The 15,348-nt window shown below is 60.3% G+C and carries 9 protein-coding genes; 3 read left to right on the plus strand and 6 right to left on the minus strand.

Annotation, left to right across the window (positions count from 1 at the left end; translation table 11 throughout):
- Positions 1 to 16: 16 nt before the first annotated feature.
- The 4 genes from ABIN98_RS05300 to ABIN98_RS05315 are packed head-to-tail and all read right to left on the minus strand — an operon-like array spanning position 17 to position 2,602.
- Entirely contained in the window at positions 17 to 370 is a 354-nt protein-coding gene (locus tag ABIN98_RS05300; protein WP_346908174.1) for a molybdopterin cofactor-binding domain-containing protein, read from the minus strand.
- Positions 312 to 719, minus strand: coding sequence for a hypothetical protein (locus tag ABIN98_RS05305; RefSeq protein WP_346908179.1), 408 nt, complete (start codon positions 717 to 719; stop codon positions 312 to 314). The genes ABIN98_RS05300 and ABIN98_RS05305 overlap by 59 nt, the downstream gene beginning before the upstream one ends.
- A complete protein-coding gene (locus ABIN98_RS05310) occupies positions 688 to 1,917 on the minus strand; it encodes a molybdopterin cofactor-binding domain-containing protein (protein ID WP_346908058.1) in 1,230 nt (409 codons plus the stop codon). Before ABIN98_RS05310 ends, ABIN98_RS05305 begins: the two co-directional genes overlap by 32 nt.
- A 7-nt stretch (positions 1,918 to 1,924) precedes the next feature.
- Positions 1,925 to 2,602, minus strand: coding sequence for a hypothetical protein (locus ABIN98_RS05315; RefSeq protein WP_346908060.1), 678 nt, complete (start codon positions 2,600 to 2,602; stop codon positions 1,925 to 1,927).
- A 792-nt stretch (positions 2,603 to 3,394) separates the two neighbouring features.
- Here ABIN98_RS05315 and ABIN98_RS05320 point away from each other — a divergent pair.
- Positions 3,395 to 4,390: a sulfatase-like hydrolase/transferase gene (locus ABIN98_RS05320; RefSeq protein WP_346908176.1), complete on the plus strand. Its 996-nt coding sequence runs from the start codon at positions 3,395 to 3,397 to the stop codon at positions 4,388 to 4,390.
- A gap of 22 nt (positions 4,391 to 4,412) precedes the next feature.
- Positions 4,413 to 4,937, plus strand: coding sequence for a hypothetical protein (locus tag ABIN98_RS05325; protein ID WP_346908062.1), 525 nt, complete (start codon positions 4,413 to 4,415; stop codon positions 4,935 to 4,937).
- Between the two features lie 81 nt (positions 4,938 to 5,018).
- On the opposite strand, the gene ABIN98_RS05330 is transcribed toward ABIN98_RS05325, so the two are convergent.
- Positions 5,019 to 6,212 (minus strand): porin, encoded by a 1,194-nt coding sequence (locus ABIN98_RS05330; protein ID WP_346908063.1) that lies wholly within the window; start codon positions 6,210 to 6,212, stop codon positions 5,019 to 5,021.
- A 275-nt stretch (positions 6,213 to 6,487) separates the two neighbouring features.
- Positions 6,488 to 7,759, minus strand: a complete 1,272-nt coding sequence (locus ABIN98_RS05335; protein ID WP_346908064.1) for an MFS transporter — start codon at positions 7,757 to 7,759, stop codon at positions 6,488 to 6,490.
- 535 nt (positions 7,760 to 8,294) lie between these two features.
- Between ABIN98_RS05335 and ABIN98_RS05340 the strand changes: the two genes are divergently transcribed.
- Complete coding sequence (locus tag ABIN98_RS05340; protein ID WP_346908066.1) at positions 8,295 to 15,344, plus strand: autotransporter outer membrane beta-barrel domain-containing protein; 7,050 nt, start codon at positions 8,295 to 8,297, stop codon at positions 15,342 to 15,344.
- The last annotated feature ends 4 nt before the right edge of the window (positions 15,345 to 15,348 follow it).

A 15,348-nucleotide genomic window follows, 5' to 3' on the forward strand; every position in this document is an offset into this window, starting at 1 on the left:
CGCGGCCCGGACGTCTTCAGGCAGGATCGGCAGCTTCCGGAACCGGATGCCGGTGGCATGCGCGAACGGCATTGCCGATGGCAGGGGCAATCGGGATCATCGCGACTTCCGCAATGCCCCGTGCGGGGGCATCGGGCGCTTCAGGCGGCAGGATGACTTTTTCGACCTTGCCGAGGGCGATGTCGGACGACAAAGGGACGTGATAGCGGTGAAGGTTCCAAAGACCGTCTCCCGCACCGGTTCCGTCAGCTGGCGTCACTTCAAGCAGGGCCTGTCCGACCCCCATCGCAAAACTTCCGTCCATCTGCCCGTCAACAAGGTCTTTCTGCAGGACTTTGCCGGGCGCCAGGAACTGAACGGCTTCGTCCAGCCGGACCTGTCCGGTCCGGCGGTTGACACGAACCGCGGCAAGGCAGGCCGAAGCGCCCGAAAGACTGCCCGTTGCCTTCCCAGATGCTTTCAACCGTGTAGAGCTTCGGGTTCTTGCGGTCGATCAGGTCCCGGTCCTGCCGTCCGCCGCGCCGGACCGAGAGCGCATCGATCTGCCAGCGGAACGTTTCTTCACCGACCGTGTAATCCGCCTCCACCCAGCGTCCGCTAAAGAACGCGTGGATCATGGCCGACACGACAAGGCCCTTCTCGTGCGCGGTTTTCGCCAGTACGGGAAGCGGAATCGGCGCATGCCCGTCACTGACGAGCTTGCCGTCCTCCCATCGCACGGCATCGAGAGAAAGTTCGCCGGAGCCCCAAAGCGCGCGGGCAGCGGGCAGAAGACCCGGTCGCCAGAAGCACCAGACACGCCTGCTCAACGCCGTGCACCCATTTGGAGGAGGTCGACGATGCCTTGGTGGATTCGAAAATGAGCGGCGTCCATCGCGGATTGTCCGGCTGCATCTTGAACCCTTCTTCAAGCTGCAGATCCGCAAAGGGTGCCAGGAAGCCGGTGTTTATCTTCGCCGCATTCGCGCCCAGGTGTTTTGCCGTGGCAATCGCCAGGGTCGTCGCAGTGCCGGAGCCCATGTCGATGACGTTGGTGGTTACCGTGATATTGCCCTGCGCATCGATCGCCACTTCGTCGAGCGCGGCATCCGCGCCGGTGCCGTAGTTCTTGATCGCCGCGGCGAAGCCGACACCGTAGGCCTCGTCGCTGCCGGCGGCTTCTTTTTGCCTGCTGTTGCGGTCCTGCCAAAGGCGGTGTGCGGCGGCTTGCTCACACATCTCTGCCAGACCGGGAGGCGCCACCGGTGCGCCGGTGCCTAGAACATCGCCTTCTGAAAGAACGTTCAGCCTGCGGAATTCGATCGGGTCGGCGCCGATTTCCACCGCCAGCTCGTCGACGATGGTTTCAATCGCAAACTGGCTTTGGACAGCCCCGAACCCGCGCATCCGAACCGGCCGTGATCGCCTGGGTTTTTCGGATGCCCGGGACCAGATATCGGCAAGCGGTACCGAATAGGGACCGGTTCCGTTGATGCCCGCTACCTGGGCCACATACCCGCTGACGTTTCGGCGGCCGCCTCCGTTCAGATAGATGTAGTTGCTGAGCGCCGTGAACTTCCTGTCCGGACCGACGGCAAGCTTCACTTCGCAGCGCGAAGCATGACGTTTAACGCCCGCCTGGAACTGTTCGAACCGGTCGTTGACGATCCTGACCGGCTTGTCCGAATAGGCGGCTGCGATCGCAAGATGCAGGCACAATATCGAAGTGTCGCGACCGCCGAACCCGCCGCCGGGATAAGCCGCGATCAGGTTGACGCGTTTGACTCCCAAGGCAGACATCGGTTCGGAGAAAATCTGAAGGGCGGCCGTGGCATCGTAGCTTGGCGATTGGGTCCCGATCAGCAGATGCAGCGTTCCTTCCGCCCTGTCGAACCAGGCAAGGCCGGACTCCGGTTCCATGAACATCGGATCGACCATCTGGGTTTCATAGGTCCCGCTGATGACCTTCCAATCCTGGGCTTCGGCGTCCCTCGAATTTCTCGCGGATCCTGTCCACCCAGCCCATCGCCTCGATATCGCGCTTGGTCGTGGCGAGCTGCGGACGGACCGGGCCGCCGGAGACCTGGGAGAAGACCTCCTTGCCTGCCGCCGACTTGACGTGAATAATACTGGTTTCGGGTGCGTAGTATTTCGTCCTGTCCGCCGGCACTTCGTCACCGAAGACGAGACATGTCGTCATGTCGGATCGGATCTCCCGCCTGGCCTTGTCCATCGTATGATAGTCGTCGAAATAAAGCAGTCCGACGGCCTGGCCGAGATAATCGGGAACCTTGTTCTTCGGCAGCAGATAATCGCCTTCCGGATAGTCCGATTTCGCCAGGCCGGTCCGGTCTACCTTTAGGTTCTCCGCGGTGACCGTCTTTGTCGGAATCAACTCTTTGGGAAGGCGGCTGAGGTCGAGGCCGAGAAAGATCCGGTCCGCGATCGGTGTCCTGGCAATCAGGACCACCTCTTCCGTATCCGGCCATCCGTCCAGATCGCGCGCACGAAAATCACGTGCATAGATTTTCCGCCCCGTTACCTTGTCGAGGCCGTCGATACGAAACTTCGCCTTGCCGGGGCCGCCGGACCAGTCGGGCGGGCGGTGCGATCGTCGCCGCATTCGCCGCTCCCGGCCCCAGGCGCAATCCGGTCTGCCCAAGGGAACACACCGTCAGCGCGATGCCGCCCACGGTCGTTTTCAGGAAATTACGGCGTGTCGTATCCAATCGCGACCAACCTCCGTCTTTGGCTGCGCAGGGTATTCCGGCAATCTTGTGCGGGCCTGAATGCGCCAATTCTCCGGCACGGAATCCCAACTCGAGGACCTTTGAGTTTGGAGCCGGGTAGTGCCTCTTCCTCAGCGCGCGCTGTCATTTGGCTTTTTCAAACTTGATTCTGTCCATGGATGGACGTCTCTAAGTTTCTTGGATGATTATCTCATGGTGCCTGACCCGCTTTTCTATCCACAATGAATGCGGCGAAGCGTTTTTGGGCTGAAGTTCAAGGCTCCGGCCCAGTTGCTCCCCTAAAGTCCGTGTATCCGCGGGCCTCGGCCTGCTTGGTCTTTGCTTTCCAAAACCTGCAGACTTCGATTTACGTTTTTCCGCTCAGGCTCAGTTGCATGCGCTTGTTGCGCCAGGGGATAAGGTTGGGACCTATGAAGAAGCGTGAAACTTCCGACAATCAATCGAAATCCGAAAGTGGTTCCGCAGGGGTGAGCCGAAGGACAGTCCTGCAGGCCGGAACGGGCGCGGCCGCTCTTGGAACCATCGCTGGTCTCTCAACCGCCGACGCACTGACGACCGCGTCCCGCCGAAACAACGCAATCCGGTTCTCAACCGGCGAGCCGCGAGACACCGGCGGACCATCCCTATAACGTGATCCTGATCATTTCGGACGAGAGGCCTACCACATCCGGCCGGCGGACGGTTATCCACGCCCGCCCGCGAGAACTTCAGCGCCGGGCACGACGTTTCACAACCACTACATCGGCGCGGCCATGTGTACCCCTTCGCGCGGCGTCATGTTTTCCGGCCAGACCCCGCAGGTAAACGGTGTCTTCGATCAAATGGAGGCCGGCTATGTGCCCAGCCTTCGAACCGACAAGCCCAGCATGGGGACGATTTTCAAGGACCTGGGATACGAGACCGCCTATTTCGGCAAATTCGAGCTGCGCAAGGATATCATCTCACCCAAAACCGACGTGAACTACACGGATGCACTGCGGGAATACGGGTTCGACACCTTTGCTCCGGACGGCGACAAGGTCGGTGCGCCGGATCAGGCTTATGATACCGACACCTACACCGCTGGTGCGGCCATTCGCTGGCTAAGGACCAATGCACAAGAGATCAACCGCCAGGGCAAGCCGTGGTGTCTTGTGGTCAGTTTCGTGTCGCCGCATGACATCATGTATGCGGACGTCAACCCGCCCGGTGAGAAAGTGCAGGTCTCGCAGGTCGGCATGAAGATCGTACCGCCGCCGGACAACGCTCACTTTGAAACGCAATGGAAATTTCCGCCGTCGCCGAGCGCGCTTGAGCCGATGGATTCCCCCGGCAGGCCGCGTGCGCATTTGTCCTACATGGTTGGCTGGTCGGCTTTTCTCGGAGAAATTCCGGTTCACGAAACCCGGATGTGGAACACCTACTACAACTTCTATCTCAACCTCATTCGCGATAATGACCGGAACCTTCAGTCGGTGCTGGATACGATCAGCGCGCTGGATCTTTGGGAGTCCACCGTCGTTGTGAGAACGGCCGATCATGGCGAGCTGGGAGGCTCCCACGGCGGGCTGCGCGGCAAGGGCCCCTTGCCTTACGAGCAGGAAGTTCATGTCCCCAGCCGTTGTTGTTCACCCCGAACATCCAGGCGGCGGGAACTGCAATGCGCTGACAAGCCATATTGATTTGCTACCGACACTCGTTGGAATGACGAACGCAGATGAGGCCAAGCGCAAGGCTGCACTATCCGGCCTGCCGGGCCACGATTTCTCGTCCGTGTTGTCTTCGCCGGATCAGGCTGCCGCAGACGCTGTCCGCGAAGCCGTTCTCTTCAATTATGTGGGCCTGCAGACCGTCGATTCCCTCTACATGATGCGTGTTTGCCGCGACATATCCGAAGGCCGCTTCGCTCCGCCTTTTGCCGAAGCCAAACCGGACATGTCCCGCCGCGGCTTCATCAGCTTTGTCTTTGACGGGCGCTTCAAGTTTTCGCGCTATTACGCTCCCGACAATTTCAATACGCCCGAGACGCTGGAGGATCTGTTGGCAAACAATGAGATCGAATTGTTCGATCTGAAAAATGATCCGGACGAACTCGATAATCTTGGCGTCGATACGAAGACAAATGCCGAGCTGATCATGCGCATGAACGGCCTGCTCAATCGCATGATCGCCAAGGAAGTCGGCAGCAATGACGACAGGTTCTTCCCGGAGGATCTGCGCAAGGCGTAAAACGCAAGCCGCCCAGTGCCTTCGGTTGGCGCGTCCTTGCCCGTTGCCGAGGGATGCCCGACCGGCGCGCATGGCGACGTTTCAGAAGGTTCTTTGAACCCGAAATGTGGCGTAGAGTTCATTCTTGTCGGTCATGCCCGAGGCGGCCTTGTAGTTGACGCGACGATACTGAAGTTCCGTGCCGACATCGAGGCCGCTGATGGGTGACCAGACCAGGTTGCCGGTAATGCCCCACTGGGAAAGGTCGCGGGCATCCGTTGACGCATCGGCGATGTGATAGCCACCTTCGAGGTTAGCCTGCAGCATCTCGGTGAGATTGTGACTCCAGCCACCGGACAAGTTCCATGACCGGGTCGTGCGGGTGACGCCACCGGAATTGATCGCGTCCGTGATAAAGCTGTCCCAGTCATCAAACGGATAGCCGCTCGCCCCCTCCGCATAACCGGCCTGGAGGGCAATTGTATCGCCCTTTCCGAAAGCCGGAACATTGACCTCCAGACCCCCGCCAAGCGCCCAGCCCAAAGCGCCCTCGGCCGCGCTGTCTGCAAACCTGACATGATGAAGCGCACCCATGATCTGGGCCGTTCCCCATCCCTGTTTGATCCGGAGATTGGCGACCAGGTCAGGCCATTTCATTCCTGCATTGCCGTTTGGAGATGAGGCTGGGGTTGCAGGAGCGACGAGCATGGACTGCCGTGTCACGGATCCTTCAAGCGAAACGGATGCGGACAGGCCGTTTCCGAAATCGGCCGTATAGGCGAGAACCTCGTTCTGGGCGTCGGAGGCGTCGTCCAGTTGGGCGCCGAAGTTGTAACCGATCCAGAAGTCGTAGAAGGATTGCGCCCGACCGAATGTGAACCCACCGAATTCGACATATGCATATTCGACCGTGGTCGATTCAGCACCGGACTCATGCGTGAAATACACGCTGGTGTAGGTTCGAAGGAGACCGAATTCGGTTTGTGTCCGTGAGTCCAGATAGACGTAGGCGCGCGCCAGAAAGGCGGTCGCATCATCCTCGTTGTCGTCCCATTCATTGGGCGAACTGCCGAAGTCGTTGAACTCGTAGTCGAGCCGGGCACGGCCGCCGACGCGCAGACAGGTTTGTATCCCCGGAACATAATGAAACCGAAGCCCGTACGCGTTGCATATGCGCACGTAGTCGACGGGCTCCGGTGCGACCGGAAAATCGGCCGCCAGTGCGGACCTGACTTCGCTTTGAAGAGATGTCAAGGCAGCCGAGATGACGCAAACGACACCATATCTGAAGCGCATCAATATCCTGCCTTCTCTGCACCACCGGAGCGGTTCGGTGGCGGCGCAATTGTAGTCGCCTGGGCGGCTTGCAGTCCGAGGGTCAAATTGCTTTCCGGCGACGCCCGCGCCTCGAAATATTTATCTCCGGCCAGGGAAAAGGGATCGACAATCGGACTTCTTCTCAAAGCTTTCCCGATTGTTTCCAATTCGTTCCCTGCCTTTTCCTTTAGATAAGCGGCCGAGTGCTGATTCTGTCGATAGACGGATGTCTCAAGTTTGACTGGAGAGTTGTTTCATGCGGCCCGGTCTGGCGATTGTTCTGTTGAGACGAGGGCAAGGACTGCCTTGTTGCCCCGCCAGAGAACGGTCATGAGCGCCAAGGCCAAAGCGCAACTCCCGATGGCGATATAAAGCGGGAGTGCGGGATCAAGTGCCGTCGCGGTTCCGCCGGCGATCGAGATCGACCCGGAGCCCAGCGTATAGAGCGCGACACAGACGCCCATTGCCCAGCCCTGACGACTGGCGTCTACGCTGGCGGAAAACATCGACAAAAAGGTCGGATACGTAATCCCGAAGGCCGCAATGATCGGGATCACCAGCACAAAGGCGAGCCATGCGACCTGATTGAGGAGATAACCCGTCATGAACACGATCATGATCGACACCGTGACGGCGATAATGTCGATACTCCGGAAGCGCCTGGAGACAGGTCCGACCAGGTACAGGCTTACGGACCCCATGGTTGCCCCGAGAACCACCAGTACGGCGCTGTTTTTGAAAGCGCCGAACGCGAAACGGGCGATCAGAAAATCATCGAGAAAAATGTAGAAGGCGTTGAAGCCCATAACCGCAAAGAAGAAGACCGGTGCAAGCCGAAGGGTAACCGGATTCTGGACGACACGGACAAGCGTCAGGAAAACCTCGCTCGGCCCGAAATCGATTTTGCGGCGCGCCGGCAGGGTCTCGCGGAAATACCGCAGGATCAAAACAATATTGACGACGACAAGCATAAGCGCGGCCAGGACCGGCAGTTCGAAGCCTGCGGATTCCCCCATGACGGCCTTGCTCGTGAGGGAGGCTGTCAGGAGGGGGCCGGAAACAAGGCCGATTGCAACCGCGGCCACCATTTGCCCCATGAATTTGGCTTTCTGCTGAGCGTCTTCCGCTTCATCGATCAGGGCGGCCTGGGCGATCGGCTGATTGCCGGCTGTAAACCCTCCGATGACACGGCCGGCCAGCAGCAGCAGAACGCTCGAAGTTTCCAGCGCCAGGAATGTCAGGAGATATCCGGAGAAGGCACCGCAAAGGCAGATCAGGATCGCGCTCTTGCGGCCAATATAATCGGACAATTTCGATATGAATGCCGCGCCAAAAAACCAGGAAAAGAAGAACGCACCTAAGATTGTTCCGTAAAGAAGTTCGCGCCGGTCCCCACTCACCGAATTTGGCAAGAATTTCTGTCCCGGATCCAGGAGTATTTCGCTCAATACGGGGATCATGAGCCCCAGTCCAAGAATATCCACGAAGACGACAAAAAGAACCGCGAGACGTGGCAAGTCTTTCACCTTCTATCCGATAGCTCTCGGGCGGCAGGAAGGAGGTTGCAGCATCCGGTTCTCAGCTTCCACCTTCGGAAATTTCCGGTTTTCGAGAAACCTGTCCAACAACATTCGAGACCCTCATCCATCGACAAAACCCGGCAATACACAGAATCTCATAACCAGTCTCCGATTCGTTTTTTCAGTTGTCAACGTGAGGCGAGCCGCGAAAGCAGAAATATTCAGAAATACTTATCCTGGGCTGGGGCGTGAGGCCATGAAAAGAAGAAATAATTTTTGCGAAAGTGTAAGGGTTTTTGCTTGTTCGAAAGGGCGTGACTACGAAAAATGTTTCTCGGACATTACTCTCTTTGATGTCCGGGCAAGTGAAAAGGAAAGACTGACAGGCAGATCCTTGCGTGCGTTTATCGCATCGAACGCTCTTCCCCTGTTCTTGGGGTTGTTGTTTATCAACACCACAACCCAAGCTCTGGCCGACTGCTCGACCTCGGATTCGATCATTACCTGCAGCGGGGACCTGTCCTCGGACCAAGCCATCGATGTGGATGACGTAACCGAAATCGATTTCGAAGATCTGACCGATGACACGGGCGAATTGAGCATTTCTTCGGAAGGGGACGACGGCAGCGATGGGGTGTTTGAGGACATCGATGGCGGCGACGGATCGGGTGCAAACTCCTACACGATCACCTTCGACGGGTCCTCGAACTACGGCATAAGCACGAGCAGCGATTATGCGTTCGAGCTTTCTTCCACCGGCGGGACGGGCGGCGAGGGCGACGAGTCGACAGGTGTCAGCGGATCAGGCGGTGACGGAGGCGCGGCCGGCGATGTCAAGCTGACCATCGGCAATGCGACGACCTTCAGCGCGGACACGGTTTTTTATACCGTTGTCGTCGGAGGAGACGGCGGAAAAGCCGGCGCGGCGAAGAACACCGCCAGCAGTTCGGCCCATGCGTCCGACGGTGGCGATGGCGGCGATGGCGGCGCGATCACGATCACCGTCGACGACGGTGAACTCTCCTCCATGACCGCGAACAGCGGGTCCCTGCTCTATCTCATTTCCCAGGGCGGAGATGGCGGGGAAGGCGGCAAAGGCAAGGACGAAGGCATTAACGCCACCAACGTCCATGGCGGCGACGGTGGCGACGGTGGCGCGGGCGGCGACGTAACGGTCACCCTGTCGACGACCGCAACAACATCGACGGAGGATGAAAACGAACCGGGGTTGCGGGTGGAATCTCTCGGCGGTGCGGGCGGTAAAGGCGGAAAGACCGAAGGCACTTTTTCAAAAGTGGCGTCCGGTGGGGACGGTGGTTCAGGCGGCGCGGGCGGCACCGTCGAGCTGACGTTCTCGGGCGCGACGATCAAGACTGTCGGCGAAAGATCAATCGGGGTGCTGGTGCGCAGCTATGGCGGCGCGGGCGGAGACGGCGGCTCCGGGCATACCAGCGACGGCTCCGGGGGCGGCAGCGAGGGGGGAGGCATTGGCGGAGACGTGACTGTCGATCTTTCCGCATCGGTCACCACCTACTCCGACGATTCCAGTGCCGTTCTCGTGCAAAGCGTCGGCGGGTTCGCCGGCGATGCCGGGACATCGACAATTACCAGTTACGGAGCCAGCGACGAGAGTGGGGGGGATGGCGGAGCTGCCATGCTCACGCTCGAGGCGGATGGCACCTACAGCGCTTCGGGCGACGGTTCCCACGCCATCCTGGTGCAAAGTCTCGGCGGCGGCGGCGGCAAGGGGAGCTCCAGCGACGGGATAACCGCTCTCGGCGGGTCCGGATCCGCGGGCGGCGACGGCGGCACAGCGACCCTGATCGTCGATGACGGCAACTATATTTCTACGGCCGGTGAAAACGCGACCGCCATATCGCTCATGAGCGGCGGCGGCGGCGGCGGCTCGGGAGGCGGAGCAGACGGCATCAAGTCGGTCGGTGGGTCGGGCGGCTCCGGTGGCGATGGCGGCGAAATATCGCTGACCCTCGGTGTGGCGACCATCTATACCTCCGGCCTCGCATCCGAAGGGGTTTATGCATCGAGCTATGGCGGCGGCGGCGGCTCGGCGAAATCGACGGACGGCATCACCAGCATCGGAGGAAGCGGCGGCTCCGGTGGCGATGGCGGTACCGTCGAAGCATCGCTTGCAGGAACCGGAATTCAGACCCTGGGCAATGATGCATCCGGTATCGTCCTGCACTCGATCGGCGGCGGCGGCGGGCGCGGCTCGAATGCCCTGGATATCGGCGTCGACTTCTCCACAGCCGTTGGTGGGTCAGGCGGAGATGGGGGCAGCGGCGGCACCATCACCTTCGATAGCGACTCCGGCTCGATCGGAAGCATTCAGACCAGCGGGTCCCGGGCGAGCGGTCTCGTCGCTCAGTCGATTGGCAATGGCGGTGGCCACGGCGGCAACGATATTTCCATCAGTGCCGGAATTGTCGTGGATGTGAGCACTGGGTCCAGCGGCGGCGGGGGCTCCGGGGGTGACGGCGGTGAGATCGACATAAAGCACACCTATTTCACAATCGACACGGAGGGGGATCACGCTCACGGCATCCTCGCCCAGTCGATTGGGAATGGCGGCGGGTCTTCCGGCTCGGACATCAACTATTCCGGAGCCGTTGGCGTGGACGTGAATACAACCACCGGCGGTTCCGGTGGCGAAGGCGGCGATGGCGCCAAGGTCCAGGTTACCGCCAATGAAAAGATCACGACCGAAGGCGATAAAGCGCATGGCATTCTCGCTCAGTCGATCGGCGGCGGCGGCGGAGCCTCGGGGACGGTAATCGCAGGGGATTCACCATCCGCCGCCACAATGACGGATACGGTCGGCGGCAGTGGTGGCAAAGGTGGAGACGGTTCTTCAGTAACCGTAACGACCAAGGCCGATATCGGAACGAAAGGCGACGGTTCCGATGCAATCCTGGCCCAGTCGTTGGGCGGCGGTGGCGGATCCGGGGGCTGGACGTCATCCATCGATACCATATCCGGTGCGACGATTGACTTCACCACGGGGAGCTCCGGTGGCGACGGTGGCGACGGTGGCCGTGTGGAGGTCTATTCCCAGACCGGTGCGACAATCTCGACGACCGGCGACAACTCGGCCGGTATCAATACGCAAAGCATCGGCGGCGGCGGCGGCGATGGGAACATCACTGTTTCCGGCGACCTTCTGTCCGGAGCCCAGCTCAGCCTGACAACCGGCGGCTCCGGAGGCGATGGCGGTGACGGTGGTAATATTATCATCGTGACCGACGGCATGATTGAGACCGAAGGCGCAAACAGCGTCGGCATTTTGTCTCAAAGCCTGGGAAATACCGGTGGCAACACGTCGTTTGCGATGAGCGCGAACACCTTGAACGCGGGGTCGCTCAGCGCGAACGTTTCGGGCAATGGCGGGGACGGTGGCAGCAGCGGCACGATCACGATCGACAACGGCGCCGGCATCACCACTGAAGGCTACAATTCCAGCGGGATCATCGCGCAAAGCATCGCCGGCGGAGGCGGGAACACCACCGGCAGCATCGATGTCGATGCTCTCACGATGAGCGAGTTATCCGTAAGCGTCGGCGGATCAGGCGGCGAAGGCGGCAAGAGCGAAGAAGTAAAAGTTTCAAACACCGGCGACATCAACACCTCCGGTGTCGCATCCTACGGCATCCTTGCCCAATCGATTGGCGGGGATGGAGGCAACGGCGGCTATTCCATCGATGGCGGCTTTACGGCAGGCACTTATACCGGCGATATCACGATTTCAGCGAGCGGTGATGGTGGATCCGGAAATGAAAGCGGCCTGGCTTTTGTCAGTAACACGGGCGATATCACCACCGAGGATTACCAGGCCCGGGGGATTTATGTTCAATCCATAGGCGGTTCGGGCGGCAATGCGCATGCAACCCTTTCCGGCACACTCTCTGCGTCGAGTGAATCGTCACTTACAATGGATTACTCCATCTCCGGTGACGGGGGCGACGGGGGGACTGGCGGCGATGCCGAGGTTAAAAACTACGGCAACGTGACAACGAAATGGCATTACGCGGACGCCATCGCCGTACAATCCATTGGGGGCGATGGCGGATCGGGGGGCAGTTCTTTCGTTGTAACCGGCGATGGCTCCGCGGAGGGGAGCGTTGCGGTCAGTGTTGCCGTCGGTGGATCCGGAGGCTCCGGCAGCGTCGGGGGAGATGTAAGTGTCCTCAATGCCAGCACGCTGACCACCAGCGGCAACTCCTCATCCGGCATTTACAGCCAGTCGATAGGCGGCAACGGCGGGCAAGGCGGCTCCGCAGGCACATTCCTGGTCGACTTGACATCAGGTTCCTCCTCTTCCCTTGCAATATCGGCAGACGTCTCGATCGGTGGAGAGGGAGGAACCGGCAGCGACGGAGGAGAGGTCACAGCCGAAAATTACGGTGACATCTACGTCTCGGGCATCGCTTCACGCGGCATCTTCAGCCAATCGGTCGGCGGTGGTGGTGGGGATGGAGGTTCAGCAGCTGCCTATTCTTATAATTCGATCCTGGGTAGCTCGTCGAGCAATGCCTCCACGTTCAGCGTGTCGTTCTCACTGGGCGGAGATGGCGGTGCGGGTGGCGATGGCGGCATTGTAAAAGCGACGAACACCGAAACCATCAGTTCCTCCGGCATCGCAGGTTACGGCATCTTCGCACAATCGGTCGGCGGCGGGGGCGGCAATGGCGGCGATGGCGCACTTGGCGCGACTGCCTTTGTGGATGACGTATATGACGCGATTGAAGCGGGCGATACCGACAGCGCCAAGTCAGCTTTTCAAGACTTTCTGTACACCTCCAAGTCAATCGCAGATGAGGCGTTCACCTGGTACTCTGACATCAGCGATGTTACCAGCATCTCGTCAGTTTTGGACTCATTTTCGGTCGCTATCGGGGGGGCCGGCGGGGCTTCTGGTGATGGCGGTGATGTGACCGTAACCAACTCCGGTGACATCACGACAACGGGCAGCAGCGGCACAGCGATTTACGCCCAGTCCGTCGGCGGCGGCGGCGGCGCAGGCGGCGATGGCAGCAGTGGTTTGCTGACGGATGCGACCGTCGGGGGCGGCGGCAGTGGCGGCGGCGATGGCGGCACGATCTACATTGACCACACCGGGACCATCAAAACGACAGGTGCCGGAGCCATGGGGATGTTCGTTCAGTCCATTGGCGGCGGCGGTGGAGCGGCAGGGGACGTCGAACTCGGATTTAGTGAAAGTGTTCTCGATCTGAGCAGCACGTTTGGCCTGGGTGTGGCAACGCAAGAAGACGCCGGCGACGGCGGTGACGGCGGTGATATTACAATTGAGTCCGGCGCGATCACGACAACCGGCAAGCAATCTCATGGCATCTGGGCACAGTCGCTTGGTGGGGGTGGTGGCGCCGCCGGCCTCGCCGATGTTGACGACCCTTTTACATTTGCGGGTAACTCCGGCGACGAAGGTAAAGGCGGCAAGATCGAAATAACGTTAAACGATGCCATGAGCCTGTCCGGCGACTATTCGACCGGGATCTTCGCGCAGAGCCTCGGCGGGTCGGACAGCGACGGCGGCGAAATCGTCATCACCCTGAACGCCGACCTGTCGTCCTCGGGCACCGGCGGTTGGGGCATCGTCGCCCAGAGCGACGGCTATGACAGTGGGGGTGCCGTCTACATCAACGTGGAAAGCGGTGTCACCCTGTCGACGGGCAGTTCCACGGTTGAAGGCAATGCGGCCATCTACGCTATATTCGGCGGCGGCGTGAGCATCAAAAACGCCGGCACGATCACCAACCTTTATGCCGGCGACGCCATCGTCTCCGAGACGAAGGTGAATATCACCAACAGCGGTACCATCTACGGCAACTTCGATCTGAAGGATAGCGTTGCCAACAGCGTGATCAACGAAAGCACCGGCGTGCTTGAGCCCGGCTCGACCTTTGATATCGGCACCAGCGGCACCTTCTACAACTCCGGCACCCTGTCGCCGGGCGGGGAAAACAACATCATCAACACCGATGTGACGGGGGCCTTCGATCAGGATACGACCGATGGCACCCTGCTGTTCGATGCGGAATTGCAGGCAGGTGACGAGGCAGGCGAGATGGACCTGCTCAAGTTCCAGGACACGAACCTCAGTGACAAAACCTGGTATCTGACCGGCACGCTCGATGTGAACGTCACCAGCGACAGCCTGATGTCCTCCGGCGACAGCGGCACGGTCGGTTTTGCCGAAGTGTACGACCTCGTCAATACGGTGGATATCAGTGGCCTGACGGTCACCGACACGGCCACGGTCGATTATGAGATCTCCACGGAATATGACGACTATCTGGCGCTTCTCAGCTACACCGTGGATTATACGTCAGACTCGATTGAGTTTTCGTCGAACCAGCAAACGGCCGGCGATCATCTGGACACGTTGATCAGCGAGCGCAAAAGCGAAGTGGCGGCGAGTACAGCCTCAAGCGCGGCCTCGAGCCTGGAAGCTTCAGCACTCTCGGCGTCTAGCCTCGACGGATCGACGTCCGCCGGCGCCCCGGCCGCGGGCTTTGCAAACCGCTACGCCTTCATTCAGCCGATCGCCGCACGCATCATGAACCTGAAAACGGCGGAAGAGCTGAAGGCGGCCTATGACCAGCTGGCGCCGGGCGATGTCTTTGCCGCGACCGATGCCGCACTCTACGCCTCGCTGCGTTTTTCCGGCCAGTTGGCGTCGGATTGCTCCGGCAATGGGGGGCAGTCGGTCGCCCTGTCGGAACCGGGCGCCTGTGCCTGGCTGAAGGTGGGCGCGAACCACCATCGCCGCGAAGGGGGCTCCAATGCGATCGATTATGTAGAGACGGCGCTCGGCACCGCCGGCGGTGTCCGCATTCCGTTTGCCGGCGACTGGTATGGTGGAACCGCCTTCGCCTACGAAGATGTTGCCCAGTCGAACCGCAATTCCAACTCCAAGGGGTTCCGGCTCCAGGGCGGCGGTTTGCTGGGGTATGCCTTCGGGGCAACCGATGTGTCGGCCTCCCTCTCCGGCGGCTACGGCTCTTACCGGTTCCGGCGGGACACGTTCGAGGCCAACGGCACGGGCCTGGCCACGGCACACCCGGACCTCTGGTGGGGTGCGGCCCACGTGATGCTTGCCCACGAGTTTGCGCTGAGCGAGGCCTTCAGCATCAAGCCGTCCATGGATGTCGGGGCCACCTACACCCTGCAGCCATCCTTCAATGAATCAGGGCAGGGCGACACCCATTTGCGGGTGAGCGAGATCGAGAACACGGTCTACAGCTTCAATCCCGGTCTGGATCTGACGTCCGCCTTCCTGATGAACGGGCTCAAGTCCAAAGCAACGCTGCACACGGGTCTTCTGGCGCTGGCGGGCGACACGGACCAATCCGCGACCGCGCAATTCGCAGCCGTCACCAGGAACGGGCCGAAGTTCGGGCTTGTCGACGAGGGCGAGCACCTGTTTGCCGAACTCGGCGTCTCGTTCGAGACCGAGATCCGAGAAGGTTTTTCCTTCCAGGCAAGCGTCGACAGCCTGCTGTCCACCGAAAGCCAGAACCTCTCCGGTTCGGCCAGGCTCAACTTCGCGTTCTGAACCC

The sequence above is a fragment of the uncultured Roseibium sp. genome (assembly GCF_963675095.2).
In the GTDB taxonomy this organism is placed as follows: domain Bacteria; phylum Pseudomonadota; class Alphaproteobacteria; order Rhizobiales; family Stappiaceae; genus Roseibium.